The organism is Bradyrhizobium sp. BLXBL-01, assembly GCF_051853025.1.
Taxonomy (GTDB): domain Bacteria; phylum Pseudomonadota; class Alphaproteobacteria; order Rhizobiales; family Xanthobacteraceae; genus Bradyrhizobium.
In genome coordinates, this window is record NZ_CP182471.1 from 1,653,814 (window position 1) to 1,679,996 (window position 26,183).

Here is a 26,183-nt window from a genome sequence, read left to right on the forward strand (position 1 = left end):
AATGCATGTCGTTCCAAACACGAGACGGACGCGACTGGACGCCACAATACTTGATCACGATCGACGCCAAGAAGTGCATCGGCTGTGGCCGCTGTTTCAAGGTGTGCGGCCGAGATGTCATGACGTTGAAAGGAATCAGTGAAGGCGGCGAACTTGTCAACCTCGACGACGAGGACGATGAGATCGAAAAGAAAATTATGGTTCTGAATGATCAAGGGGCCTGCATCGGCTGCGGTGCATGCGCCAGGGTTTGCCCGGCCAACTGCCAGACGCACACTTCGGCCGTACCTGAAGCGGCGTGAGCGAACACACTCGTCCTGTCGCGGCAGGCGAGATATACGTGAGGCAAGGCGCAATTGTGATCAGGTGAACTCAGGTGAGGACGGCATGCCAGAAGGATCTCCATCAAACATCGAATAGCAAGATCGAGCGGCGAAAGCGTAAGCATTACCCGGCGATGGTTGGGCCCCGGGCTATGTCATGCCGGCATAATATCCGTTGCTCACGAACCACTCGTCCCCAAGGTTCGCGTATTCGTAGGAGGCGAGCTGCGCCTCGCGCCGCACTAATTGGAATGAAGCTGTCATGATTGAGGCCGAGGAGCCTACTCTCAAAGGCAGTTAGCCACTACATCGGGCGATTTGATCCGGGCGGATGCTGTGCATGTCTGCTTGCGGATCAGGAGAAGCTTACTTTCCCGCCGCGCCGCCGATCGTGGACAGTGGTGTCTGCCGAGATGGTCGATTCTATAGAAGACGGGATGCGCCGGAACACCTTAGTTGGTCTTTCGCAAACGCCCAGTGGGGACGACATTTCGCTGCCCAGTACAGGTCGTTGCAATAGAGCACATGGGCATCGAGCACACTCGCAAAATCAGGATGCGGAACAGTCGGCATGCAGGTCTCTAATTCTCGTTGCGCGTTCATGGGTCGATGTACGTGGTCGGGCAGGGTAACCCATCTGCTATTAGGAACGTGCAAAGTCATTATCATAGGCGTCGGTTTCTTCGGCGGATCGTGCCTGCGATATTACGTGCGATTCCACCCACAGATCGCGACTCGTCGCAGTGAGCTTCTGTAACTCACGCGCAGACTGCGTGGGGTAGTCACCGTAAACGCTGAGTGCTTTGGTCAGGTTGTGGTCAGCTAGGAATTCTATCCTCACAGGCAGAGCGCGCGTGGAGCGAGCTCGATTGCGTGCAACTTTGCTCATAGGAGAGCGGTCTGATGTATGGCAGAATCGTTGGCTCATCCAGCCAGTTCACAACCGGTACTGACGATTCGTCGGAAGCGGGAGATAGTCCCCGATTTGCGGAAACAGTTGCAGGGATGGAGCCAGGTGGGTCGTCATCCGAACCAGCGGCGTCATACTCTCTCGTTTCCGAACCGCCCATTAGAAAGATCCCCGACCGCGAAACCTTCAGGGGAGCAGTCGAGAGGTTCTTGCGCAGCGATATCATGGAGATCGCCGAGAACCCACAAGAATACTCAGATTTCGTGTCCGAGAAGGCTGAGCGCGCAGCAACGGTTGCTGGAAGTTACGTCTACACCTACGACGATCCAAATAAGCCAGCACGATTTTACAGCTACCGGTTGGGCGACGAAATTGTCGGGCTATTGAGAGCAGGAGGCCCGGTTCGGATCAAAGGAGACCAATTTCAACAACAGTTTGGGCGCAACGATATCACGTCCGTGGTAGATCTTAGGGTGACTCATCCGCTTGTGGAGAACGCTGGCGACATCTTGCTAGAACATCTACTGCGAGAGGATGGCGACCATCCGCTGATCATGTCGAAGCCGGCGATATCAGGCATGGAACCCCGCCTTGCGGACATGGGTTTTGTTCACGTGGGCCGTAACCACTGGGTGCTTGATCCTCACCAAAATCCCGAAGTGTGGACGAAGAACGAGAATGACAAGTGGCAGCGTGTAGACAAGCCTACGAAGTATCTTTCCAAAGCTGGGGGAAGTGATGTCGATCCTCAGAGAAGCTACGACTCGGATTCCTCCGACGACGGCGCTTCAATTTACCTGGAGCGCGCCCTTAGGCGAATGCCCCTCGAGTAAATTGACTGCATTAGCAGCACCGGGCCTGAAATGATGGACTTTCGAGCGTTCTATAGCGGACGCAATGCTCTTACTTCAAGGGGGGCGACGCTCGCAGCGTCGCCCCGGCGGCCGAAACGACTGTTCAGCCTTTCTCCCAAGGCTCTTACGATGCTGCGGGGGATACGCGACCCGAGGGCCCTAACGGGGTTGCCACGGCCGTGGCCATCAACGAGCAGCAACGACCAGGCACCGCATGTAGCTATCCGGCAAATCGTGCAGAATGCTTGAAGCCGAAAGCTGTAGCTAGGCGGGCTTCATGGAAGGGCAGCACGGCCCAATTGTCGAACGAACTTGCCTGAATTATGCGTGAGTAATGGGGTGAGCTGCAAAATGGGCTTGCAAGTTGAATTACCGCAGACGCGATCCGCGCCGGCACTTGTACAGTTTTTGCACGTTGATTGCACGACGACAATGAAAAGCGCCTTGCAATAGAAGCGCCCTGCAATAGACGAGCGATGAATGCAGCCAAATCCCATCTATGCGATTTGCGGCTTTAACGACATTCCGAGCCGCCATGCCATGGGATTCGATCTTATGGTCGTCGAAGATGACGGCAAGTATCGGCTGTGGTCCATCATTGTGGTGCGCTGGGGCAGAAAGGTGCTTGGCTATGTCAACAAATGCCCGCACAACAGCGTCAGATTGGACTGGGAGCAGAACCAATTCCTCGATCCTTGTGGCATCCGCTTAATGTGCGGCAAGCACGGTTCGACCTTCGAACTCGGCACCGGGCGGTGCGTCGAAGGTCCATGTCAGGGTAGAGCGCTCACGCCGATCGCGTTGGCAGTTCTGGATGGCGATATCTGCATCGTTGGCGTGCATCTTGTCGAAGACGATGCATGGACAAATAACTGACGACCGCGCTTAGACCGGCCGGTTCTCGTTGCGGTTTTTCACGGCTTCCATCCTCTTTAGCCCGTCGTCATACGAGATCTCCTCACACGACAGATCGAGATCCTTCGTGGCATCGAGGAGGCAATCAAGCTTACCCCGCGGATCGAGCTTCTTGATATCATCCTTGTTCAGCCCCACCAGGTCCATCATCTCCTTCCAAACGGTGGATTCATCGCAGGGTAAGACGTGGAAGTTAATATCGCCGAACTTCACTCTGTACTTCGCCAGCAAATCGATGTTGTTGCAAAACATGAAGTAGCCGCCGGTTGGGCTTAAGGTGCCGTCAAGGACGGTCGCGACGTCAGCAAGATACGCAAAGGAGTGTAGGTAGCCGGCCAGCACCGGAATAGTTCGCACTCCGTCCTGCGCGAACGTTAGAACCTGCTCGATCGAATAGTCCGGCGGTCGCTTCTCGTCCGCGACCTGAGTCTGGAACTTCAGTGCGACGTCGCCACGAAAGCCGAACCGGCCCGGCTTGGTAGTCGCACCTTTGAGTACGGCGTTAAGCAGGCGGCCCTCCTTCTCAAGTCTGCCAAGTGCGGTGTTCTCGATTGCAGTCATTAAATGCGTCCTTGATCTAAGCTCTTAGCCGACCCGTTGGTTGGCGCCAGATCCGATGCAAATTGCCTGCCGCGCAGCGTAGCGGCCCACCCTAAGAAGACAACGCGTCATTGGCCGGCAGCGCCTCTCGTAGCCTTGTAAGAAACCCGACGCCTGTTCCAAAGCCGACGTGCGAAGGCGCGCATCATCAAGCGTCTGCGCGCTGGCACGTGACTTGCTTTTAGCTGCGTTCAAGCTGATGAGGGAAAGACGTGATCAACCTGACCGATAGCGCAGTGAATGCGATCAAGAGTGCGATGTCATCGTCCACCCGCCCGTCCGGCGGTCTGCGCGTCATGATTGAAGCAGGCGGTTGCAGTGGATTCAAATATAAGATGGGTCTGGCCGAGGAACCGAATCCTGACGATACTGTGATCGAATGCGATGGGCTGAAGGTGTTCGTGGATAACAAGAGCAGCGATCGTCTAGTCGGTACGACGATCGATTTCGTCGTGGCGCTGGAGGGCTCTGGATTTACCTTTCACAACCCGAACGCCACCGCGAACTGCTCCTGCGGGAAATCGTTCCGCTGATGAAAAACATTGTTCAAGTGATGAGAAGAAAACATCGAACTGCGCCGGCCGAGCCAAAACAACTGAGGCAATCGTCGTCCACTACAACAAAGCGGGAGCGTCACATTCGCGGTGCGCTCGAAGATATCATCCCTCATTCTACACGGTGCCGACTGGCAGCTGATTGGCGGCGGTGGCAGCATGTTCATGGCAAGACTGGCCGGTGCCTGTACGTCGTGTAAGTTTTCGAGGGCGAGCGTGGGACGTACGCAGGCGCGGCTCGTCGGCAAAATCCGCGGATTTAGTCAGATAATCCTCGTTGCTGGTCCTGGTGGGAAGTGGATTGAGCGAAGATCGCGTGCCGATTTACCTCGATAACAATGCAACGACACGGACTGATCCGTCGGTCGTGAAAGCGATGTTGCCGTTCTTCATCGAGAACTTCGGCAATGCCTCATCCAGGCACGCCTTTGGCAACGACGTCGCAGTTGCTGTGAGGCAGGCCCGGCGAAGCGTGAGGGACCTGTTAGGCAACGCATACGATCGTGAAATCGTATTCACCTCGGGAGGGACCGAAGCCAATAATGCCGCGATCCTCTCTGCGCTGGCGACGCAGGAAGAGCGAGACGAGATTGTCACTACTTCGGTTGAGCACTCCGCTGTACTTGCGCTAACTCAGCAATTAGTGACAAGGGGAGTCAAGACGCACATAGTACCCGTAGACGCTTGCGGCCGGCTCGATATCGAGGCGTTTCGCTGCGCGCTTGGGCCACGCACAGCCATTGCCTCCGTTATGTGGGCCAATAACGAGACCGGAACGCTGTTTCCTGTGGAGTTTCTGGCCGGATTGACCCGTGAGGCGGGCGCGCTGTTTCACACAGATGCGGTCCAGGCAATTGGTAAGGTGCGTTTGAACCTAAAGGAAAGCGCGATTGACATGCTGTCGCTATCCGCGCACAAGCTGCACGGTCCCAAGGGGGTCGGCGCGTTATATTTGCGCAAAGGGACCAAATTCCGGCCGCTAATCTGCGGCGGATCACAGGAACGAGGGCGCCGCGGCGGGACCGAGAATGTTCCCGGGATCGTCGGCCTGGGAAAGGCTGCCGACCTCGCGGCGGAGCGGCTTGAACCCGAGCGCGTTCGTATTGGCGCTTTGCGCGACCGCCTCGAACATGGAATCTTGCGCAATGGGGAGTGCGTTGTGCTCGGCGATGTCAGCAGTCGGTTGGCGAACACGGCCAATATTGCCTTCGACCATCTCGAAGGCGAAGCCATCGCCCACCATCTCGATCGGGCGGGCATAGCTGTGTCGCTCGGATCAGCCTGCAACTCCGGTTCAATGCAGCCATCGCATGTTCTGTGTGCCATGCAGGTGCCGACGTGGCGGATGCACGGCGCCGTGCGCTTTTCTCTGTCGCGTGAGACCTCGTCCGCGGAGGTCGATGAGGTCGTGTGCGCTGTGTCCGACATTGTAGCTCGCATGCGGGCCGTCTCCCGCGGCACAGCTTGGGAGTAGTCCTCGTGAAAATCATGATCCGCCGGTCTCCGGAGGGCCTGTCCATCTACGTGCCAAAAAAGGATCTCGAAGAGAAAATCGTGGAATCCGAGTACGAGACGCTATGGGGCGGCTGGATCAAAGTGGCTAATGGCTGGGTGTTCGATTTGCCTGAGATGGCGAGCGAGACCCGGCTGCCGATCACAATCAATGCGAAAAAGCGGGACGAGACCGGGCTCGATCCGTGAAGACACTCCCGCAAATCGACTTTGTCGTTGCGGCGTCTGCATGGGCGGCTCTCGTTGGTTTGAGGCCCCCGAGCATCATTCCATATCGTCCTGGCCACGCTGAATGGCGCAGATCCGTTCTGCCGACCATGCCAGACGCATTGGCCGGCTTCTTCGCCAGCAAGTTTGCGCCGCCGCAGCGTTAAGGGCAATGCGGTCAGCGGCGACCCAGCATATCGACATTAGCAAAGATAGCGCCGCAGCAAGGGAATTGATGAAGCAGTCAATCGCTCGGTCAGTTGAGCCGCGCCCCGTCGCTGGGGTGTCCAGCAGGATAGGTGGTGCCCATTACTGCCCTTGTCGAGTCCGGAGTCTCGGCGTGTATCGGGCCTGCGAGAGACGCAACGCGGCAAACACATTCGATGGAGCCGGGTTCGGGTGAGCTTAGGGCGAGAATGAATGCGTAAGGCACGGAGCTCTAGGTGAGGATGGCGACGTATCTGTCGCTTTGCCAACAGGCTCATCATTGCTGTTGTGGCATGCGCCAGTGCTAACGTCGCCTAACTCGTGGCCTGCGGCTGCAATTGCACCATTCTGGCCACGGCATGCAAGTTGCTACCCAGCTTCTTGAGGCTCGCTCAAGGATGGTCCTGGGAGGGCGACGATGTCTCCAGGGAAGAAGCGAATGAACGCTGTCGTCGGACGCGGAAAATATGTCAAAGCTACAGTAGATCACAGCAAGATGATGCAGCCTGCCACCGATCATAAGAGCTGCTGCGCTTTGTCCAAGACCGGTGAGGCGAGCTGCGGCTCAAAGGCCAACCAAGGCGGTCTGCCGAGCGAAATCTGGGAAAAGGTCAAAAATCATCCCTGCTATAGTGAAGACGCGCACCATCATTACGCTCGCATGCATGTCGCTGTCGCGCCTGCCTGCAACATTCAGTGCAATTACTGCAACCGAAAATACGACTGCGCTAATGAATCGCGTCCGGGCGTGGTGAGCGAGAAGCTCACCCCTGAGCAGGCCGTGAGAAAAGTGCTCGCGGTCGCGACCGCCATTCCGCAGATGACCGTGCTTGGCATCGCTGGACCGGGCGATGCTCTGGCCAATCCAGCAAAGACGTTCGAAACGTTTCGGCTGGTCTCCAAGGTGGCTCCCGACATCAAGCTGTGTCTGTCAACCAACGGTCTCACACTGCCGGACTATGTTGACACCATCGTCAGGTCCAAGGTTGACCATGTCACCATCACCATCAACATGGTTGATCCCGCAATCGGGGCCGAGATTTATCCGTGGATCTTCTTCAACCACAAGCGATACACGGGCATCGAGGCGGCAAAGATACTCACTGATCGCCAGCTGCAAGGCCTCGAGATGCTTAGCGAACGGGGTATCTTGTGCAAGGTAAACTCGGTGATGATCCCCAACATCAATGATGACCACTTGCTCGAGGTCAACAAGGCGGTCACGTCGCGCGGTGCCTTCCTTCACAATATCATGCCGCTGATCTCCGCACGCGAGCATGGCACAGCATTTGGCATCAAAGGTCAGCGCGGCCCGACGGCGCAAGAATTGAAAGCGCTGCAAGATGCTTGTGAAGGGCAGATAAACATGATGCGGCATTGTCGCCAGTGCCGCGCCGACGCGATTGGTCTACTCGGGGACGATGGCGGCCCAGAGTTCACCGCTGATCAGGTTATGAAAATGGACGTCCAATATGACTTAGACATGCGCAAGGCTTATCAGCAAAGGGTAGAGAATGAGCGCGTCTCCAAAGCCGAGGCCTGCCAAAAGGAGCTTGAGAAGCTTTCCGGAGAGATCAGCGCGATCACTCTTCTGGTGGCGGTGGCAAGCAAGGGGTCGGGGTTGATCAACGAGCACTTTGGGCATGCAAAGGAATTCCAAGTGTACGAGCTTTCCACATCCGGCGCCAAGTTCGTTGGTCGACGGCGTGTGGAAGTCTACTGCCAGAGCGGTTATGGCGAGGAAGATAGACTTTCCTCCATCATGCGCGATATCCGCGACTGCCATGCGGTCTTCGTGGCCAAGATTGGCGGGTGCCCGAAAAGCAATTTGATCAAGGCGGGAATCGAGCCGGTCGATCAATTCGCCTATGAGTTCATTGAGAAGTCGGCGATCGCTTGGTTTAGATCCTATCTCGACAAGGTGAGACGCGGGGAAGTCCAGCATGTAGAGCGCGGCGACGCCGCGATTCCGCTAGGAGCTCGGATCTCTGCGGCGTAAGGGGGAATATGTGCCATTCAAAATCATCGCCTCGCAGTGCACGGCCTGCTCAGCCTGTGAACCCTTATGCCCGAACGTTGCTATATCGGAGAAGGAGGGGAACTTTGTCATTGAAGCGGCGAAATGCACCGAATGCGTTGGCCATTTTGACGAGCCGCAATGTGCAGCCGCCTGTCCGGTCGACAATACCTGCGTGGTTGACAGGTCCTTGCCTCGCTATCAAGCGCCAGGCTAAAGCCCGAGGTCTCATGAGCGGCAAGGTAAGACCTGGTGCTGAATCCGCCGCAAGCGTCGCCCTCGCGGCTGACGGCGTCGCAGGCGCCGGCGTTCGCGCTCTTCGAGACGGCGACCGCTCTGCATTGTCCTGCGGCCGTGCTGCTTGGCGGCAGCACGGCCTGGCGGCAATCTCGGCGGTGCGAGGGCGCTTCGTGGTAGGAGAGCGGCCTCCCAGGCAGCCCTCCCATGGTCGACGTGATTGACGATACGGCGCGTGAGCACGAAATGATGCAGAGTGTCGCCGACGTGAGCTGGGCGGCTTCTCTGCATCTCTAGAGCGAGCTGCGCATGAGGAGGGGAATATGAATAGCATTGTTCGCGACAGCGACATCGTCGAGCTCAGCGACGCACCCGTCTTCAGCTTTGGCCAAAAGCTCCGAGCCAATCGCACCATCCGAAACGATGGGACCTATCCCGGCAAGGAGATTGGTGACGTCTTAGTCAAGAAGGGGGAGGTGGGTTACGTCGTCTCGATCGGCACTTTCTTACAGCAATTCTACATCTATGGTGTGGAGTTCCTGGACAGCGGCCACCGCGTTGGCATGAAACGCAAAGAACTAGAGCCGGCCGACACCTTCGAGGAGATCGATGATCTGCCATTACCGGAGGAGTCATGACTCAGCAAGGCGTTCCGAAATATCGACGGGGCCAGCGAGTCAAAGCCGCAGTCGACCTCACCAACGATAGCTCATTTCCGAATGCGGAGCCCGAGGGAGTGTTGCTCGCCGCCGGAGCAACCGGCGAAATCATCAAAGTCGCTATCCACAACGAAGCGAACGTGCCGGTCTATATTGTCGATTTTGGTGAGGCGCTGCTCATCGGCTGTCTTGAAGACGAAATAACAGTGCTTTGAAGGAGGCTTTCGCCATGAATGCGGCGCTGATGAGGAAAGCAAAGACGGGGCTGCTGCCTCACCCAAACGAGCTCGATCGCAAACGAATTGAGCGCGGCTTGAGCGCGCGAAAGCGCTACCTTTACGTCTCGCCGAAAGTGGCGCCGGTGAGGGGCGGCTACCTCGTCGAGAGCCCTTGTTGTTCGCGCAATGTCGACACAGATGGCGCCCTCATCGATGTCGCCCTAATTCTCTATGACACCGTGAGCGGGATCTGGAAGCTTTTTCGGAAGAATCATGCCCGGGGAATCTGGGAGTTTTACAGCCTTTACCTCCGCTTGCCTTCTGCAATCGACGAACTGAACGCGGATCCTGAGCGTCTGTTCTGGCAATAAGGGACCAGCCTTTTAGTCGAAGAGAGGCCCCGATGGCGTTCACCGCGAAAGAATTGATCGAAATCGAACGACCGCTTGCTGCGGCTAGCGCGGACATGGTCCTTTTTTTGGCTACGGCGCCGTTTTCCGCAGCTTTCTTGGGGCCGCTGGGATGCGTCAGACGATCAAATCGGCCGCTCCCACAATTTCATCGTCTCGATCTTCATATGCTCGATCGATCGTATCGCGGCGTGCAGATTACGGCCGACCCAAAGCGACCGACTAGCGTCCTGTTGGCCAAAAGGAACGTTGTGCGGTGAGCACTGAGTTTGCGGAGTGTGAGCTGGATGGGCGCACACTTATCATCGCAAGAGATGAGCGAGCGGACCAAGGACAGGTGCTTTGTACATGGTGGCCCACAAAAATGCAGGAGCGCGCTGATTGTCACCGGCGCCATGTACTCGAGAAGGGGGAAGAGAAATGTTCTAGGCGAGCGCGGAGAAGCCTGCTCAATCATAAAAAGTATGGCGTCAATGGCTCGGCTTGAGGAGGGCGCCGAGTGCCCGAGGCCAAGCACGTTATAATCGAGATCGTCGGTCTCTTCGGCCCGTGATCGAGAGTGTTACAAAAAAGAGATCGTATGAACTCGCAAGAAATCGTCATCCACGTCCGCTTCGCCCCGAACGGGAGGGTGATACAAATCAGCGAGCGTCCGGCACAGCTCACGCCGGACCAATGGTTTGATGTCCTCAACACCCGTGCCAGCTCGGCTTATCGGCCGCTCACTCGTGGCCGCGGGATTTTTCGGCTGAGTCGGACTGCGGTCGATGTCTTCAGGCAGGAAACTGCGAGGCCGAGATGAGCGAACAGCAACCGGCGGGACTTGATGAGCGAATAGGTCAGAGGGTTTTGCCGTCTTTCCGGCCGATGCCATTGAGCTGAAAGAAGCCGTGGGCTGTTAGCCGGTTGGGGACCGCTGATAGAAGCGAGAAGCCAACGACAGATCGCTTACTTCGCCAACAATTGCGAGGCGCGCGCCGCCCAAAGCAAAGGATCGTTGCAGAAGCGAACGTTGCACATCTGATGTGCAACTTACCTTAACTGGATCGAGATAAGCGATTGGTGGACAAACAGATCGACATGACAGGAGAGAGCTTGAAATTGATCAATAGGCGGCGCTGGGACGGGCAGGCACCTATCGCGCATCTTTGGCGACGACAACCACTATGGCGCCGGCTCATCGCGCCTGTTCCGCAAGCGCGACTGGGAGTCATGGTGCGTTCAATCGTAAGAGACTACCGGGCGTTACGTGCTCGCACCCCATTCCTTCAGCATTAACAGAGGATAGGCGCATGAACTCAGAAGAAGAAATGGAGCTCCCGCAGCTGTATCGGCATCATGTCTTTGCCTGCAACACGCAGCGTCAACCAGGACATCCGCATGGCAGTTGCGGCGCCTCAGGCGCGCAAACCCTGTGGGATCGAATGGGCAAGGCGATCGAAGCGCAAGGCCTCAACGATATCGGTTTCACGATGGCGGGCTGCCTTGGATTTTGTAACTCTGGTCCCTTGCTGGTGGTCTATCCCGGCGGAATCTGGTACCGCGTGACCACGCTGGAGGACGTTGACGAGATCGTCAAATCTCACCTCAAGCAGGGCAAACGTGTCGACCGCCTTGTGATGGTGCTCAAGCGAAGTTAGAGGCTTCCTGGCGACCACTTGACCGGACGCCGCAAGCATGGACGGCGTGCTCGTCCAGGAGCTGCTCGGCCGCTCGGAGCTCGGATCGTCTGAGGTTGACCGTCCAACTCGAGCTTCGGGTCGCTAACAGTAGGTCATTGGCATGGGCGCGGCGCATCGCCTCATGAGGCCAATAGGCAAAGTGGCTCCTTTGCAACGCGCGCCCAAGCAGTAATAGAATTATAACGCGCCAATCTGTTCGTGTATCGTCACTTACGTGCCGCCCGATCCGTAGCTCACAGCGAGAGCAATGCTTGGAATGATTGTCTGCCTCTGGCCAGCTGACGCGGCGATGACGTGTCAGCTGGCTTCCCACCGCACACGGTGAGGGTAGGAGACACGCTTGACGCGCTCGCAGCGTCCAAGTCGATCAAACGGAGTCTCCTTGACCCTGTTCTCGCCCTCAGAATCTGTAAGCGACGCCGCCGCTGACGAGCCATGGGTCGATATTGGCGCGCCCGGTGACGGCAATCGCATTGTTTACGGTCGCGGAGTACTCCGGCCGCAGCCACAGCTTCTTCACGTCCAGGTTGAGGCCCCAGTGACGGTCAAGCATATAATCGAAGCCGAATTGGACCGCCGCGCCGAATTGGTTTCTAATGTGTAGATCCGTGACGGTAAGGCCGCCGAACGACAAATTGGCTGCCGATTGGTTGAAAAATGCAGTGTAGTTGATGCCCGCGCCGATATACGGCTTCAGCGGGCCGAAATCGGTGAAGTGATACTGCAGGGTTAGTGTTGGCGGCAACAGCCAGGCGGTGCCGATATCGAGCCCCGTGAGTGCGCCATTGCCGCTGATGTGATGGCGAGTCGCGGCGACAATAAGTTCAGCGGCTAGGTTTTCTGTGAAGAAGTAGGAGATATCGAGCTCTGGTACGGCTCGCTCGCTGAGCGAAAGCCCTGAACTTGGTGACGACAGCGATGGCGTTCCGGCAACGTTGACTGAACTACCTGCGGTATCCGGCAGAACGCCGAGCACGCGCAGGCGGATCATCCAGGGACTGGTCGCCGCAATTGGAGGCGCTTTATAGTAGACCGGCGCCGGGCCCAGATCCGCACCTCGGACCGAATTGCTAGCCAACGAGCTCGCAAGCGCGAGGACCGATGCCCTCGCCAGAACTGTTAGTACTCTCATCTAAGTCTCCATTCCAAAACTCGCGCGAGCAGCCGCGCGAGATCTCTGTCACATACGATGAACGGAGTAGTATTTGATACCGATCAAAAACAAAGCGACCGTAAGCCAATTGTCCCGCTGAGTTGCATTCGGATCACGGCCGCGAAACATGTTCTATTTTGATCGTTATTGAATCCAGTAGTCAGTTTAAACGAATCCTTTGACGAATCTGCTTCGCGCCATTGGCGCTCCGATTCAAGAAGGGCCGCGGAGGTCGCGCGTGATAAAGGTTACAGAATGCGGCTACGTCTCTCACAGGTTACAAAGCAGCGGGCGCTGGCGATGCCGCTACGAGCAATCAGTCGCGTGCCGTCTTGGCGGAGGTTCCCGCGCTTACTTCGCGTGAAGCAAGCCCGAAGTGAGAAGCCACATTTGTTGCCTTGCTTGTGGCTGGCAGGGACGCTCAGCGTCTTCACGCCTGCCGGCAGGGCGTGCAGTGTCCTTCGTGCAAGCATACCTCGAGATTATCTTGCGTCTTGCCGCCAAGCAGCGACAGCGCTGGCTCACGATCGAGTCCGGCACTTCGTGCCCCGTCTACGTCGATCAGCGGTCGTCGTATTAGGAGCGGATCCCTTACCATCAATGCGAGTGCGCTTGCCGCGTCGATAGCATCGGGATTGACTTGGCCTGACTTGATCCGGGGCGCGGCTCGGTTGAACCAGGAGTTAACGGGCATATTGCGAAAGAAGGTGCGCAGTTCGTCCGTGTGCCATGGCTGCTTCAAGATGTCTTTCACGACCACGTCGTGGCCGGCGGTCTTGAGCGCTTGAATTTGACGCGCGTTATTAGCGCAGCCGGTCTTCTGATAGACGATGATTGTCGCCATGGCCTACCTATTTGGGGTGCTGAGCTGACTGAGGCAAGCCTGTGCGGCTACCGCGAGCCCATTCGAAGTTCTTCGGTCAACTCCGATATCTGCGCACCAAGCGCCGTTACGCATTTGCAACACTCGCCGCTGGTCCGCCAGGTTTCGAGCCGTCCGGCATATTCATTCTCCCGAAATCGCTCGGCTTGCGAGAGGAACAGCAAGTTCCGTTCCACAACTGGAGAGATCGGAATAGATCCCGTGATTCCGGCGTTTGTCGTTGATGTTTGTGGTTGTTTGTTTGTTTTCCGACAGCCGCACAGAATCGGTCACATCGGCAACAGCCAACGATCACGCGCCGCCGGTTGGCTTTTGTATGTGTAATCAGGCGCTTAATGTGTGGTTCAGGCGCTGGCACGGCTGTTGCTAATGAGCTGCAGCAACACTGAGTGAGGGCTGAGTGCACGCCGACGCCCAAGGCGAGCGATGCGCTCCTTCCCTTGAACCCGTGTGCCCCCGCTTCTGTGAGAGAACTAAGCTCGCACAAGAAGCGCACAACTTTTGGCAAATCGGTTGATGGAGAGCAACATGTCTTCACTGAGACAAATCGCGTTCTACGGCAAAGGCGGAATTGGCAAGTCCACCACTTCGCAGAACACGCTGGCGGCGTTAGCCGAGATGGGTCAGAAAATCCTGATTGTAGGATGCGATCCGAAGGCGGACTCGACCCGCCTGATTCTGCACGCCAAGGCGCAAGACACGATTTTGAGCCTTGCCGCGAGCGCCGGCAGCGTGGAGGACCTAGAACTGGAAGACGTCATGAAGGTCGGCTACAAGGACATTCGTTGCGTAGAGTCCGGTGGTCCTGAGCCAGGTGTCGGCTGTGCCGGCCGCGGTGTCATCACCTCGATCAATTTTCTTGAAGAGAACGGCGCCTACGAGAACATCGACTATGTTTCGTACGACGTGCTTGGCGACGTTGTTTGCGGCGGTTTTGCTATGCCAATCCGCGAAAACAAGGCGCAGGAAATCTACATCGTGATGTCCGGTGAAATGATGGCGATGTATGCCGCGAACAACATCTCCAAGGGCATCCTGAAATACGCGAACTCTGGCGGCGTGCGGCTGGGCGGGTTGATTTGCAACGAGCGGCAGACCGACAAGGAGCTGGAGTTGGCAGAGGCGTTGGCCAAGAAGCTAGGCACTCAGCTGATCTACTTCGTGCCGCGCGACAACGTGGTGCAGCATGCAGAACTGCGCAGGATGACCGTTCTCGAATATGCACCCGATTCCAAGCAGGCTGATCACTATCGCAATCTTGCAAACAAGGTTCACAATAATGGCGGCAAGGGCATCATCCCCACCCCGATCTCCATGGACGAGCTCGAGGACATGCTGATGGAGCACGGCATTATGAAGCCGGTGGACGAATCCATCATCGGCAAGACCGCCGCCGAACTCGCGGCCTCGTAAAGGCGCGCGACGGATGCCGGTCTCCTCACCGCCCATCCCGGGAGGCCGGCATTCTGACGAGCGACACTGATCAAAACAAGGTTGCGGCGCGCAAACCTGACCATTGTGGAGACCCCGCAAAATTATGTCTGACGCGCACTTCCTTCCGTCGCTGGCTGCTTGTGCCGTTGATATCAACAGCCAGATGCATAGGGGAATTGCAACCTACCGCATGCTCACCGGTGTGCATCCTGCAGATGCCGATATTACCATTGACAGCAAATTCGATCGCCATGTCGTGGCGTCTATCCTGGCGGCTGCCACAATGGATGGTGGCTCCCTTCCCGAGAAGGCTGGCCTGTCCGGCCTTGAACTGGTGGCCTTGCTCGAGCAGTACTTTCCCACGCTTGAGATCAAGCTCGCGAAGCAGCTTTCGGCTTTCAACTGCGAAGAGGACGACGAGATCGCAATGCTGCGCGATCTCTTGCTCAAGCAACGATCGACGGAAGGGGATATCGGCCGCTGGCTGGCTTCGATGATCGCGCGTCGCGCGATAGAGCCGGACCATCTGTGGGAAGCTCTCGGCTTGCGCAATCGTGGCGAACTCTCTCGGCTGCTGAGCCGTCATTTCGCGCCGCTCGCCGCGCGCAATTTCAACAATATGCGCTGGAAGCGCTTCTTCTACCGCATGCTTTGTGAGAATGAAGGTCTCGTGATGTGCACAACACCCGTGTGCAATCAATGTAACGACTTCAACATCTGCTTCGGTGAAGAAAGCGGTGAGAGCCGGATGGCCGAGCGCCGGCGCGATTTTCTGTTGTAGGCGGCTCGGCCGGTGGTTGCCGGCGACTGACCATCTGAACTGCCGCAAAGGTCCGCTATCGCCCCCATCCGAGAAAGCCTCGCCGGATTCGGTAAGCCGCGCGGGACGTTGAGCGCGCGGCTGACGCCGGTTCCATGTGAGCGAGTGAACCTGTGTTCAAGGCCGCGGCGGCCCCCAAGTCTCGGCGACAATTCTCACATCCTGGCGAGCCGCAATTGCTAACGTTCGAACTCGACGTAACAACAGGAAAGGCGTCCGCTTCATGACCTGTCGCATTTGCGACAATTCATTTGCTCAAGAAGGGCGAGGGCGGAAGCGGTAGGGTCATCAATGGGTTGGCCGGGACGGCAGGCCGGCATGCTGTTTGCTGAATCGTAGGTAGGTCAAACAATGAGGAGCTCTCGCGTGAGCGCCGCCAGCACCGCCGCCAAATCGTCTCGGCCCGACCAGGTGCGCGCCAAGCCGACCGTGCTCAACGACACGACATTGCGCGACGGCGAGCAGGCACCTGGCGTTGCGTTCACCACAGAGGAAAAGCTGGCTATCGCGCAGGCGCTGGCGCGGGCCGGAATCACGGAGATCGAGGCGGGAACGCCGGCGATGGGCAACGAGGAGATCGCCGCCATCCGCGCCATTGTCGAAGCAGATCTTCCGGTGACCACCATAGGCTGGTGCCGGATGCGGGAATCTGATGTCGACGCGGCGATCGAAGCGAAGGTGTCCATGATCAATATGTCGATCCCGACCTCCGATGTCCAGATTGCGGCCAAGCTAGGTGGTCATCGCGACCTGGCGCTAGAACGGGTGAAGCGATTGGTAGGCTATGCCCGTGAGCGCGGACTTGAGGTCGCCGTAGGTGGTGAGGACTCCTCCCGCGCCGAGTTCGATTTTCTTATCAGACTGATGGCGACTGCAAAAGCCGCGGGCGCGCGCCGCTTTCGTATTGCAGATACGCTCAGTGTGCTCGATCCCGACGCAACCTACGCGCTGGTCGGAAATTTGCGTGCGACTACCGATCTCGAACTTGAATTTCACGGTCACGATGATCTAGGACTCGCAACCGCGAACACGCTCTCCGCCATCAGGGCTGGCGCGAGCCACGCCTCAGTGACCGTCATCGGGCTGGGCGAGCGGGCCGGAAATGCACCGCTCGAGGAAATTGCGGTCGCACTCAAGCAGCTCTACGGGCGCGAGACCGGCATCATTCTCCCGGAGCTCGAGAACGTCGCCACGGTGGTAGCAGCCGCGGCCGCACGTGCGATTCCTATGAACAAGGCGATCGTCGGAGAACATGTATTTACGCACGAATCCGGCATTCATGTCGCTGGCCTTTTGAAGGATCAACGCACTTATCAATCGCTTGATCCCGTTTTGCTTGGCCGCTGCAACCGCTTTGTGTTCGGCAAGCATTCCGGACTTGCGGCGATCACCGCGTTACTCAATGAACTGCAGCTCGTCGCCAGCGACGATCAAGCCAGGCAGATCCTGTCTCAAGTCCGCAAATATGCCATCGAGCACAAGCTGCCGGTCGAGCGCGAAACCGTGGCGGCGATCTGGCGCGACGTGTGCGGATGCTTGGCAACCCACCCCGCGTGAAGAGCCGTGTCCAGCAACGTTTGCGTCGACCCGTCGCAAACCGACGCGCCGCAAGGACAGTGTCCGATGTCGCTGATGACGCGATCGGCGTCCAGCTTTGGCACGTCAGATCCCCTGGCGCGATCGCACCTCCAGATCTTACTTCCCGTTCCGCCATGCATGCCGTGATCTCCTACGCAATGACCAGCCATCCCCGGTCTGCCAATCGGCATCTTTTCGCGCGGCTAATTTCTGGTCCGACGACCGTCCGGACGAGCGTCAACCTAGATCGTGGTTTGGTCCTTGATTCCGGATCTTCATCGGGACTGGCTTCGTCACCGGCGGACCTGCCGATCTGGGCAGCGAAGTTGAGAGCACCGCTTTCCGGAGTCAGGCCGTGGCGATGCGCACCAGCTGTGCGAGGCAGGACGGCAGCAGTCAACAGGCGCCACCCCATCTCACTGACTGTCCAGAGCTAATCCGAAGGAGAAAGTTTCGATGATAAGCTCATCCATGCCAGCCGGTATCCTGGATCGGCTCAGCAAGGCCTCGTCGGCAGAGGAGTTTTTCTCGCTGCTTGGCGTCGATTACGACCCCAAAATCGTGAATGTCGCGCGCCTTCACATCTTAAAGCGCATGGGACAATATTTTGCTGAAGAGCAATTCACTGGCGCCGAAGAGCCGGAAATCAGAGCTAGGTGCAAGGCGATACTGGAGCAAGCCTATGCAGATTTCGTGACATCGTCACCGATCGATCAGCGAGTGTTCAAGGTTTTGAAGGATGCCGTCGCAGACCCTAAGAAGGCCGCGGCCTTTGTCCCGTTGAGCGAGTTGGAGTGACACTGTAAGCGAATTGCGACCGACCGGCGCCGAGGCGATCCGATATTGAGGCCTTCTCTTTATCGTTCTCAACTATCGGAAGCCATGACCGGGGTAGCGGTTGTCGTATTCCCGACCCATGTCTGACTGCTCGTTTCGATGGTATCAGCGGTTCGTTGAATTGTGTCGCAGGACATTACTTTCGACCGGCTTTCAATGGTCTTTGCAACTGGTACGACACTTGCTGTTGTCCTGCCATCGATGCCGACAGATGGCAGTCGACCGCATGAGTTTGAAGGAGGACCTATGATGCTGCTTTTACGACCTGCTGAGACCTGCGCTACCATTCCGAGGCCCATAATCTCGTTAGCTTCCTTGGATACCGGTTTTGACGCGATCAGAGCTCCGCAGCGTCGGTGAGATGCCGGTCAATGGATAAGTATTCGCTTCGCGCTACTCCTGCAGTCGGTATGCACAACATCATCTGCATCAAAGCGGTCCCCGATCCCGCTCAGATTGGTGCCCATCTCTCGGCGGATGGGAACTGTGCCATGAAGAGCGCCAGCTTCGGCCCATACGGAATTCCTTCGTTTGAGGGGCGAGATGGATTGCGTGACAGAAGTGTTGCCAGGATCGCCCTCGTTTGCGCCGCCATTGTGGAGTCGTTGGGCCGAACTGGGTCGCAGGTCCTGCGCAGCGTACGAACTCGCCCACTCAGGTATCGAAGCTATCGGTTAAAATCACCACGGCGCCCTGGCGAGCCGCGGTGGCGCTCGTCGAACCCGGCGAGTAACGGTGCGGTTTGGAAGAGCCCTCCAAATTCAGTCGGACGGGTGCTTCTATTGCGACGACGTGTGTTGTTGTGCGGCCGGTCCGAGCACGCAGGCGGGGCAGAGCAGCCAGCCACTTGCTAACTGAAAGTGATCTTCAGGTAACGAAGCGAACAAGCAACCCGTGGCGCCGGCGCCCCTATCGTTGAGGAGGAATTTGAAAGTATGAGCAACGTCAGCAGAACGGCCATGCCAGCGGCCGCCGGCCGCGCAGCAGCCAAAAAAGAGCTGCCGGAGCGCTTTAAGTCGTACAAGCACGTCTGGGTCTTCGTCGAGCTTGAGCGTGGTCAGGTGCATCCCGTTTCCTGGGAGCTTATGGGTGCAGGGCGCGGCCTTGCCGACAGGCTAAAAGTGAATCTTGCCGCTGTGGTTATCGGTCCGGAGGGGCAGCACACACGTAACGCCGCGCTTGAAGCCTTTTGCTATGGCGCCGATCTGGCCTATCTCGTGAGCGACAATATTTTGTCGGATTACCGTAACGAATCCTATACCAAGGCGCTAACCGAACTCGTCAACACCTACAAGCCCGAGATCCTGCTGTTGGGAGCGACGACGCTCGGTCGCGATCTCGCAGGTTCCGTGGCGACGACCCTGTCGACGGGGCTCACTGCCGACTGCACCGCGCTGGACGTGGACGCCGATGGTTCGCTTGCGGCGACGCGTCCGACCTTTGGCGGCTCGCTGCTCTGCACGATCTACACCCTCAATTATCGTCCGCAGATGGCCACCGTCCGCCCGCGGGTCATGCCGATGCCTGTGCGTGTCGAGCGCGATGCCGCTCGTATCGTCGTTCATCCGCTCGGCCTTTTCGAAGACGATATTGTCACAAAAGTATTGTCATTCCTGCCCGATCGCGATGCGCAAACGTCCAATCTGGCCTATGCCGATGTCGTGGTGGCGGGCGGCCTAGGACTAGGATCGCCTGAGAACTTTCGGTTGGTGCGCGAGCTCGCAAGTCTGCTTGGGGCTGAATATGGCTGCTCGCGTCCTCTCGTGCAAAAAGGGTGGGTTACGTCCGACCGGCAGATCGGCCAGACAGGCAAAACCATCCGGCCGAAGCTCTATATTGCCGCGGGCATTTCGGGTGCGATCCAGCACCGGGTTGGCGTCGAGGGCGCGGATCTGATCGTCGCGGTCAATACTGACAAGAACGCTCCGATCTTCGACTTCGCCCATCTCGCGATCGTCAGTGATGCCATTCAATTGCTACCGACGCTGACGGCTGCATTCCGCGCGCGGCTTTTGCCAGAGTCGCGCGCCCGGATCGCGGTCTAGAGGAGATGAGGATGATTGAAGAGAAATTCGATGCGATCGTGGTCGGAGCCGGTATGGCCGGAAACGCGGCGGCATTGACGATGGCCAAACGCGGCATGAAGGTGCTGCAGCTCGAGCGGGGCGAATATCCCGGATCGAAGAATGTGCAGGGCGCCATCCTATATGCCGATATGATGGAAAAGCTGATCCCGGAGTTTCGAGAGGAGGCGCCGCTCGAGCGCCACCTGATCGAACAGCGGTTCTGGATGATGGACGACCGCTCCCATGTCGGCATGCACTACCGTTCGGAGGACTTCAACGAGGAGCGGCCGAACCGCTATACGATCATACGTGCTCAGTTTGACAAATGGTTTTCTTCCAAGGTGCGTGAAGCTGGTGCGATCGTGCTGTGCGAGACCACCGTCACCGAGCTCGTACGGGACGATCATGAAAGGATCGTCGGTGTTCGTACGGATCGCAGAGACGGCGAAATACATGCCGATGTCGTCGTCCTGGCCGAAGGCGTCAATGGCCTGCTCGGCACACGTGCAGGCCTACGCGCGCGCCCGACAGCCGACAACGTTGCGCTCGCGGTTAAGGAAATGCATTTCCTGCCTCGCGAGACTATCGAGGCGCGCTTCAATCTCAGGGGCGATGAAGGCGTCGTGATCGAGGCGGCCGGCACCATTTCTCGTGGCATGACCGGGATGGGTTTCATCTACGCCAATAAAGAGTGCATTTCGCTTGGCATCGGTTGTCTCGTCGGCGACTTCCAGCGCACGGGCCAAACGCCGTACGGACTGCTCGATCAATTCAAGAGGCATCCCTCTGTGGCGCCCCTGATAGCAGGGTCCGAAGTCAAGGAATATTCGGCGCATCTCATTCCCGAAGGCGGTTACAAGTCGATCCCTCAGCTTTATGGGCAAGGCTGGGTCGTGGTGGGCGATGCGGCTCAACTCAACAATGCCATTCATCGTGAGGGCTCGAATCTCGCGATGACTTCCGGCCGTATTGCCGCCGAAGCGATAGGTCTGGTCAAATCACGCGGCGAACCGATGAGTGCGACAAATCTGTCAATCTACAAGAAGATGTTGGACGATTCGTTCGTTATCAAAGATCTGAAGAAGTACAAGGATTTGCCGCCTCTAATGCATACTCACTCCCAGAACTTCTTTCTCACCTATCCGCAGCTCATCTCCAAGGCGATGCAGAACTTTGTGCGCGTCGATGGTACGCCCAAGGCTGAAAAGGAGAAAGCGAGCCTGAAATCCTTTGTCAAGGCGCGGTCATGGTCAGGTCTATTCGGCGATGCTTGTCGTCTTGCGCGGGCTTGGCGCTGACCGCAACAGTGTGAAGTCCAACAATGGAAAGCCAAAGCATGAGTTCCGAACCCGCGGTGCGCGTCGAAGACAAGCTGTATTACAACCGCTATCTTGTCGACGTCGGAAACCCTCACGTCAAGGTCCGTGCGCACACAACGCCATCGCCGCAGCTACTTGCACTTTTGAAAGTCTGCCCCGCGCGGTGCTACGAGCTCAACGACGCTGGCCAGGTCGAGATAGCGGTTGACGGCTGCATCGAGTGCGGTACCTGTCGCGTTATCGCTGAGCCGACCGGCGACATCCAATGGAGCCATCCACGCGGCGGGTATGGTGTGCTGTTCAAGTTTGGGTGATGGTGAACAAAAAGCCGTCGGACGACCGAGGCTAGGCGAGGGGGAACTCATGCTATCCGTGCCGCGTGGCATGTCATTTGCCGGACGGCGGGAATTCGACCACGACGCTTTTCATGAGGACGCTGCGCAACGTGGCTTGCCAACATGACCCGCCGTGACGTTCGTTCGGGAGCCGCAAAGGCCTCGTTGTGGTGCTACTGCGTGGCGCGCCCCAACTGCGTTGATCGAATGGCAGAGTAGAGATCAGCCTCTCGCCTGAGCGGGGACGGGCCCAGCGGCCTCCATAGCGATCGCCACTGACTGCGTGATCGCAGCAAAGCGCACGGCGGTGTGTATCGCTCCGGGATCAACGCCTGCGGCCCTCAGTGTCTTCTCATGGGCATCAATGCAGACTCCGCAACCATTTATGACGGAGACCGCAAGCGACCACAGCTCGAAATCTGTCTTGTCCACGCCCGGATTGCCGATCACGTCCATACGTAGCCGTGGCGGCATCGTCTTGTATTCCGGATCGGAAACGAGGTGAGCGAAGCGGTAGTAGACGTTGTTCATTGCCTCCGCAGTGGCCGCGGCTTTCGCTGCGGCGATCTCTACAGAGGTCATCACGGCGGACGCCGCGGATTCCATCGCGGCCACCAGGGCTGCATTGCGGGTGGCAGCCGCACTCGCTAGCAGAAGCCCGTACTTTCGTTGCGGCGAAAACGTCTCATCCTCGACGACGGAGACCAAGTTAAGCCTGGCATCCTTCGCAAAGTCAGGAATCCTGCCGCTTATTTGTTCGATCCACGACATGCTGGCTCAAGCAACTTTCAAGGTTTCGCCGCCGATTTGGCGGTTGCAGGGACAGAGCTCGCCGGTTTGCAGCGCGTCCAGAACGCGGAGCGTGTCCTTCGGGCTGCGCCCCACACTGAGATTGGTCGCATAAACGTGTTGGATCGTGTTTTCTGGGTCAACAATGAAGGTGCAACGATAGGCGACCCCTTCGGGTGAGCGCACACCGAGACCATCGACGAGCGTTCCCTTTGTATCGGCAAACTGCCAGATTGGTAGATTGTGCAGTTCGACATGTGAACGCCGCCAAGCAAGCTTGCAGAACTCGTTGTCAGTCGAACCACCCAGTACAACCGCATCGCGGTCAGTGAATTCTTTGGAAAGCCGGGCAAATTCGGCGATCTCTGTCGGGCAGACGAATGTAAAGTCCTTGGGGTAAAAGAAGATAATCTTCCATTTTTCCGGAAAGCTCGTTTCGGTCAGCGTCTGAAATGCACTCTGCCCTTCTTCTTCCTGCGCATGAAAACCGGGCTTCACGCCTGTGATGTCGAATGGCGGCAACTGACTTCCAATTCCGAGCATGCTGTCCTCACAAACTTGCTTTTTGTAGATCGTGACGTCACTAATGGAGCAAACTATATGCCACCCGTTCTTAGGTCCAGAATGGGCGCAACAAGGCCGACCCAGCGGCTTAGATCCGGGCTGCTCGCGCGCTTGGTGGCTCGATCAGCACTAAGCTGACGGTCATGTAGAGCACCAAGGCTCGCACAAAGCGTTGGGACAACCTGCAAAACACCGCTATACGTCAGCAGAGCAATGGCCACGGTTGCGGTGCCTTTGAGCTCGACGGCACGCGGGCGCTGGTCAGGCGCTCGGCGGGAAGATGGCCGACCTGAACCGTAGCGGTCTCGTCATCGACCAGCAGGCACTGCAAAGCCGACTATGGACTTAACGTGGGCTTGCGCTATTTAGCGCGCGCAGCTGATCGAACTGCGACGTCTCGCCATTGAACGTCCACAATCGGTACATTCGCAGTGGCGCAGGAGCGGACGCCAGAGCTAAGGCGGCTTCCGAAATAGCGAAGAGTTCGATGGACGATCGCGGCGCCGACCTGCTCGGCGGCCCCACTGTCGCGTTAAGGTCGTCCGGTCGTTGTAACCAAAAAGCCGCAGCTCGGGTTGAGGCCCGGGTGCGCGCCACGATCAAGGCAGCAGCGTGCCAACTCCGCGGTCAGGCTCGCCGGTCGGCAGTTCCCGCTCGCTTGGCAATAAGACCGATCACCTCCCAATCAGCAAATTCGCCAAAGAACGAGAAGTAGCTGGCCGGGCCGACGGATGCGGCCTCGGCAAGGCTGTTTATAGAAGACTACAGGACATTGCTCTGCTGCGGGTGGTTGCGATCGAGATGTTTTCTCCCCTGGCAACATCGATTGCGAGTATCAGCTGCGTGCCATCTGCTCGCCTCGACTGTCGCTGCACCTGCTACCGATGCGTACGCCTTGGTGCGCGGCGCCCTGAGCCAGATCGGCCAGTAGCCTATCGAGATCGTTTTTTGGAAGGCAAAGAGCTGCCCGGAACATTATTCGGATCATCTCATATAGACCATCGATCACGGCCGGGATCTTGTTGGTGTTCTTCTCGCATCGGGGCATAGCTGTCGAAGGTGCTCATGCGGATGTGGCAGGCGTTGCAAGCAACCGCTCGGCAGCCCGAGCGGAACGGCGCGCGCGACCTCCGCGAATACTTCCCCGCCATTGCTAAGCCGTAGCGCATCAAAGGAGCGGCGTGTGATGCGCGCCAAAAGCGGCACGCCAGATCGGCCTGTTTCAAGAGTCAGAACCAAGGTGACCTCTGCCTCGCCGTGCGGCAGAGAGGCTTTTATGCGTGCTGGAAAAACATTGAGGATAGAGCTTGCGCGCCGAGGCTCGCGCGCGATGCTGACGTCGTCGGCAGCGATGCGCAGCCGCAGCTGCGCTCCCGGTGTAAGCGGCACTCCAGGTATCAGAAAGCGAATAGCTTTGAGGCGGAGCATGATCAGCCCATAGCGCCCGTCATAGCCGCCGACCCTAGTATCAAGACAGACTGCCGCTTCGCCGCGCTTGGCAAGCGCCGGATCACTCTGAAGGACACTGAGCGGACCGGCCGCAGTCACGGCGCCATCCTTCATCATGACGAGATGATCGGCAAAACGCTCGATATCAGCGATGTCATGGCCGAAGTAAATCATCGGCAATGGAAGCGTTTGCCGCATTCGCTCGAGAAAGGGCAGGATCTCGCGTTTGGCGGAGCGGTCGAGCACAATGAGTGGATCGTCCAGCAAGAGGAGCCGAGGCTGCGCCAGCAGCGCGCGGCCAAGGGCGAGTCGCTGTCGCTCCGCTCCGGAAAGAAGTGATGGCAAACGCTCGAGCAGTGGCGCCAAGGCGAGCAATTCGACCACACCATCAAAATCGATCAGTGTCGGTTCCGATTTTGACGCGTTGTATAAGAGTGTGCGTCGTACAGACAAATGAGAAGAAAGAATCGGTAAGCGAAATACATACGCGACGTGACGCAGATGAGGCGGTCGAAACGTAGTCTCATCCTGCCAGATCTCCCCGTCAATCGCACAGAATCCATTCGGCAGGCGCTGGACCCCAGCGATGCAGCGCGCAAGTGTTGTTTTGCCGCACCCGGGCGGACCAGAAATCGCTGTGACGCCTTTGGCCGGTACGCTGAATTGCGTATCTAGCGGAATGCTGCCGAGAGAGCCGTTGAAGGCAACTTCGATATAGCCCTTTTTGGCTTCTCTGATGAAGCTTCGCATGTTCTGCATCTTCTCATCTAAGTCAGGAGGCCAATGGCTGCAGTGGAGCTGATGGCCATGCTTTCGACGATCCAGTCTATGGCGCGGCAGCACGGCCTTTCCGCTCACGTGAGGGGCCTAGGGTGGGAGGGGCGGACTGCAGATTGGTATCAAGCTCTTGTTGAGCAGCTCCGCGCTGCTAGGATTGTGGCAACCGGACGTTGCCCGCAGCGCCTGCCAGTGAGAAGTACGCGCCCTTCCAGCAGCGCAAGGTTGTCAGTCTGCTTGGCGTGCCGAGGGCCTCTGATGAACGTTGGAATGGCGCGGCTTGAGAGGCTTGGCGGTGAAGCTGTCGGAACACGCCGGAGCCGGATACTGGCTCGGGGCCAGAATTCGGCATAACGGATCCCACAGCTTGCCGAGCCGATTTGAAGTTTGCGTCGGTCGCCACAATGGTGGCCTTTGCACTCTCAGGTGCGAGTAGCATCAAAGCTAGGTCGATCAGGATGAATCGAATAAACCTCATTGGAATCCCGGCTCCGCCGCGACCGCTTCCTTCGCGGCAACTTGCTGATGCTTACCCAGCAATCGGCGTGCCGTTTTAAGGAGTATCTGGCCGGCTATTGGCAAGGGAGGCTTTGCATCGGTGTCCACCCTTCGTCCTAGATAGCCGCATTGTATTGTAGGACTTTGGACGTTCGCGTCGCCACCCGCACATGCAGGGCTATGAGATGGCACCTGAGGGTGAAACCATGCCTCTCGCGTTGGAGATGGTGCTTCGGCGAATGTGCGGCACGCGTCAGTGATGCACAAGTCCCTGCCTCCGGCCGACGCACCTTCCGATCTGCGCGAAGGAGAAGGTCGGCAGCCGCTCGCTTGGAAGAAGCGCTGATATGAGACGATATCCGCTGCCCGCTCGTTC

At 57.8% G+C, this 26,183-nt stretch carries 25 protein-coding genes; 19 read left to right on the forward strand and 6 right to left on the reverse strand.

Features of this window, described 5'->3' with window-relative positions:
• Window positions 1-5 precede the first annotated feature (5 nt).
• The 3 genes from fdxB to ACNJYA_RS07770 all read left to right on the forward strand — a co-directional run bounded on the left by fdxB (window position 6) and on the right by ACNJYA_RS07770 (window position 2,963).
• Window positions 6-302, forward strand: a complete 297-nt coding sequence (gene fdxB, locus ACNJYA_RS07760) for a ferredoxin III, nif-specific (RefSeq protein WP_439402354.1) — start codon at window positions 6-8, stop codon at window positions 300-302.
• Window positions 303-1,442: 1,140 nt separating this feature from the next.
• Entirely contained in the window at window positions 1,443-2,066 is a 624-nt protein-coding gene (locus ACNJYA_RS07765) for a host specificity protein (protein WP_439402355.1), read from the forward strand.
• Window positions 2,067-2,567: 501 nt separating this feature from the next.
• The gene (locus ACNJYA_RS07770) at window positions 2,568-2,963 is read left to right on the forward strand and encodes a Rieske (2Fe-2S) protein (RefSeq protein WP_439402356.1); all 396 of its coding nucleotides are present in this window, start codon (window positions 2,568-2,570) and stop codon (window positions 2,961-2,963) included.
• A 9-nt stretch (window positions 2,964-2,972) separates the two neighbouring features.
• Here the strand turns inward: ACNJYA_RS07770 and ACNJYA_RS07775 are convergent, their stop codons facing one another.
• Window positions 2,973-3,563 carry a hypothetical protein gene (locus ACNJYA_RS07775; RefSeq protein WP_439402357.1) on the reverse strand — a complete coding sequence of 197 codons (591 nt, stop codon included), beginning with the start codon at window positions 3,561-3,563 and terminating at the stop codon, window positions 2,973-2,975.
• Window positions 3,564-3,814: 251 nt separating this feature from the next.
• On the opposite strand from ACNJYA_RS07775, the gene ACNJYA_RS07780 reads away from it, so the two are divergent.
• From ACNJYA_RS07780 to ACNJYA_RS07820, 9 genes are all read left to right on the forward strand, one after another.
• Window positions 3,815-4,135 carry a HesB/IscA family protein gene (locus ACNJYA_RS07780; RefSeq protein WP_439402358.1) on the forward strand — a complete coding sequence of 107 codons (321 nt, stop codon included), beginning with the start codon at window positions 3,815-3,817 and terminating at the stop codon, window positions 4,133-4,135.
• 322 nt (window positions 4,136-4,457) lie between these two features.
• Complete coding sequence (gene nifS / locus ACNJYA_RS07785; protein WP_439402359.1) at window positions 4,458-5,630, forward strand: cysteine desulfurase NifS; 1,173 nt, start codon at window positions 4,458-4,460, stop codon at window positions 5,628-5,630.
• Between the two features lie 5 nt (window positions 5,631-5,635).
• Window positions 5,636-5,857 carry a putative nitrogen fixation protein NifT gene (gene nifT, locus ACNJYA_RS07790; RefSeq protein ID WP_439402360.1) on the forward strand — a complete coding sequence of 74 codons (222 nt, stop codon included), beginning with the start codon at window positions 5,636-5,638 and terminating at the stop codon, window positions 5,855-5,857.
• A 724-nt stretch (window positions 5,858-6,581) separates the two neighbouring features.
• Complete coding sequence (gene nifB / locus ACNJYA_RS07795) at window positions 6,582-8,081, forward strand: nitrogenase cofactor biosynthesis protein NifB (RefSeq protein ID WP_439403393.1); 1,500 nt, start codon at window positions 6,582-6,584, stop codon at window positions 8,079-8,081.
• A gap of 10 nt (window positions 8,082-8,091) precedes the next feature.
• Window positions 8,092-8,316: a 4Fe-4S binding protein gene (locus ACNJYA_RS07800; protein ID WP_439402361.1), complete on the forward strand. Its 225-nt coding sequence runs from the start codon at window positions 8,092-8,094 to the stop codon at window positions 8,314-8,316.
• Between the two features lie 343 nt (window positions 8,317-8,659).
• Complete coding sequence (locus ACNJYA_RS07805) at window positions 8,660-8,974, forward strand: nitrogen fixation protein NifZ (protein ID WP_439402362.1); 315 nt, start codon at window positions 8,660-8,662, stop codon at window positions 8,972-8,974.
• Complete coding sequence (locus ACNJYA_RS07810) at window positions 8,971-9,210, forward strand: nitrogen fixation protein NifZ (RefSeq protein ID WP_439402363.1); 240 nt, start codon at window positions 8,971-8,973, stop codon at window positions 9,208-9,210. Before ACNJYA_RS07805 ends, ACNJYA_RS07810 begins: the two co-directional genes overlap by 4 nt.
• A 14-nt stretch (window positions 9,211-9,224) precedes the next feature.
• On the forward strand, window positions 9,225-9,584 hold the full coding sequence (locus ACNJYA_RS07815; RefSeq protein ID WP_439402364.1) for a DUF3024 domain-containing protein: 360 nt from the start codon (window positions 9,225-9,227) through the stop codon (window positions 9,582-9,584).
• 1,331 nt (window positions 9,585-10,915) lie between these two features.
• Window positions 10,916-11,263: a (2Fe-2S) ferredoxin domain-containing protein gene (locus tag ACNJYA_RS07820; protein WP_439402365.1), complete on the forward strand. Its 348-nt coding sequence runs from the start codon at window positions 10,916-10,918 to the stop codon at window positions 11,261-11,263.
• 442 nt (window positions 11,264-11,705) lie between these two features.
• Here ACNJYA_RS07820 and ACNJYA_RS07825 read toward each other — a convergent pair whose 3' ends face one another.
• Both ACNJYA_RS07825 and ACNJYA_RS07830 read right to left on the reverse strand, forming a co-directional pair.
• The gene (locus tag ACNJYA_RS07825; RefSeq protein ID WP_439402366.1) at window positions 11,706-12,437 is read right to left on the reverse strand and encodes an OmpW/AlkL family protein; all 732 of its coding nucleotides are present in this window, start codon (window positions 12,435-12,437) and stop codon (window positions 11,706-11,708) included.
• A gap of 451 nt (window positions 12,438-12,888) precedes the next feature.
• Window positions 12,889-13,302: an ArsC/Spx/MgsR family protein gene (locus ACNJYA_RS07830; RefSeq protein ID WP_439402367.1), complete on the reverse strand. Its 414-nt coding sequence runs from the start codon at window positions 13,300-13,302 to the stop codon at window positions 12,889-12,891.
• Between the two features lie 567 nt (window positions 13,303-13,869).
• On the opposite strand from ACNJYA_RS07830, the gene nifH reads away from it, so the two are divergent.
• From nifH to ACNJYA_RS07865, 7 genes are all read left to right on the forward strand, one after another.
• Complete coding sequence (nifH, locus tag ACNJYA_RS07835; protein WP_439402368.1) at window positions 13,870-14,754, forward strand: nitrogenase iron protein; 885 nt, start codon at window positions 13,870-13,872, stop codon at window positions 14,752-14,754.
• A 124-nt stretch (window positions 14,755-14,878) separates the two neighbouring features.
• Window positions 14,879-15,556 carry a nitrogen fixation protein NifQ gene (locus ACNJYA_RS07840; protein WP_439402369.1) on the forward strand — a complete coding sequence of 226 codons (678 nt, stop codon included), beginning with the start codon at window positions 14,879-14,881 and terminating at the stop codon, window positions 15,554-15,556.
• Between the two features lie 390 nt (window positions 15,557-15,946).
• Window positions 15,947-17,152, forward strand: coding sequence for a homocitrate synthase (nifV, locus tag ACNJYA_RS07845; protein WP_439402370.1), 1,206 nt, complete (start codon window positions 15,947-15,949; stop codon window positions 17,150-17,152).
• A gap of 477 nt (window positions 17,153-17,629) precedes the next feature.
• Window positions 17,630-17,971, forward strand: a complete 342-nt coding sequence (gene nifW, locus ACNJYA_RS07850) for a nitrogenase stabilizing/protective protein NifW (protein ID WP_370156227.1) — start codon at window positions 17,630-17,632, stop codon at window positions 17,969-17,971.
• A gap of 974 nt (window positions 17,972-18,945) precedes the next feature.
• Window positions 18,946-20,055: an electron transfer flavoprotein subunit alpha/FixB family protein gene (locus ACNJYA_RS07855; protein WP_439402371.1), complete on the forward strand. Its 1,110-nt coding sequence runs from the start codon at window positions 18,946-18,948 to the stop codon at window positions 20,053-20,055.
• Between the two features lie 11 nt (window positions 20,056-20,066).
• On the forward strand, window positions 20,067-21,374 hold the full coding sequence (locus tag ACNJYA_RS07860) for an FAD-dependent oxidoreductase (RefSeq protein WP_439402372.1): 1,308 nt from the start codon (window positions 20,067-20,069) through the stop codon (window positions 21,372-21,374).
• 38 nt (window positions 21,375-21,412) lie between these two features.
• Complete coding sequence (locus ACNJYA_RS07865) at window positions 21,413-21,709, forward strand: ferredoxin family protein (protein WP_439365867.1); 297 nt, start codon at window positions 21,413-21,415, stop codon at window positions 21,707-21,709.
• 243 nt (window positions 21,710-21,952) lie between these two features.
• Here the strand turns inward: ACNJYA_RS07865 and ACNJYA_RS07870 are convergent, their stop codons facing one another.
• From ACNJYA_RS07870 to modC, 3 genes are all read right to left on the reverse strand, one after another.
• Entirely contained in the window at window positions 21,953-22,501 is a 549-nt protein-coding gene (locus ACNJYA_RS07870; RefSeq protein ID WP_439365869.1) for a carboxymuconolactone decarboxylase family protein, read from the reverse strand.
• 6 nt (window positions 22,502-22,507) lie between these two features.
• Complete coding sequence (locus ACNJYA_RS07875; protein ID WP_439402373.1) at window positions 22,508-23,062, reverse strand: peroxiredoxin; 555 nt, start codon at window positions 23,060-23,062, stop codon at window positions 22,508-22,510.
• A gap of 1,026 nt (window positions 23,063-24,088) precedes the next feature.
• Window positions 24,089-25,282 (reverse strand): molybdenum ABC transporter ATP-binding protein, encoded by a 1,194-nt coding sequence (modC, locus tag ACNJYA_RS07880; RefSeq protein WP_439402374.1) that lies wholly within the window; start codon window positions 25,280-25,282, stop codon window positions 24,089-24,091.
• Window positions 25,283-26,183: the final 901 nt, after the last annotated feature.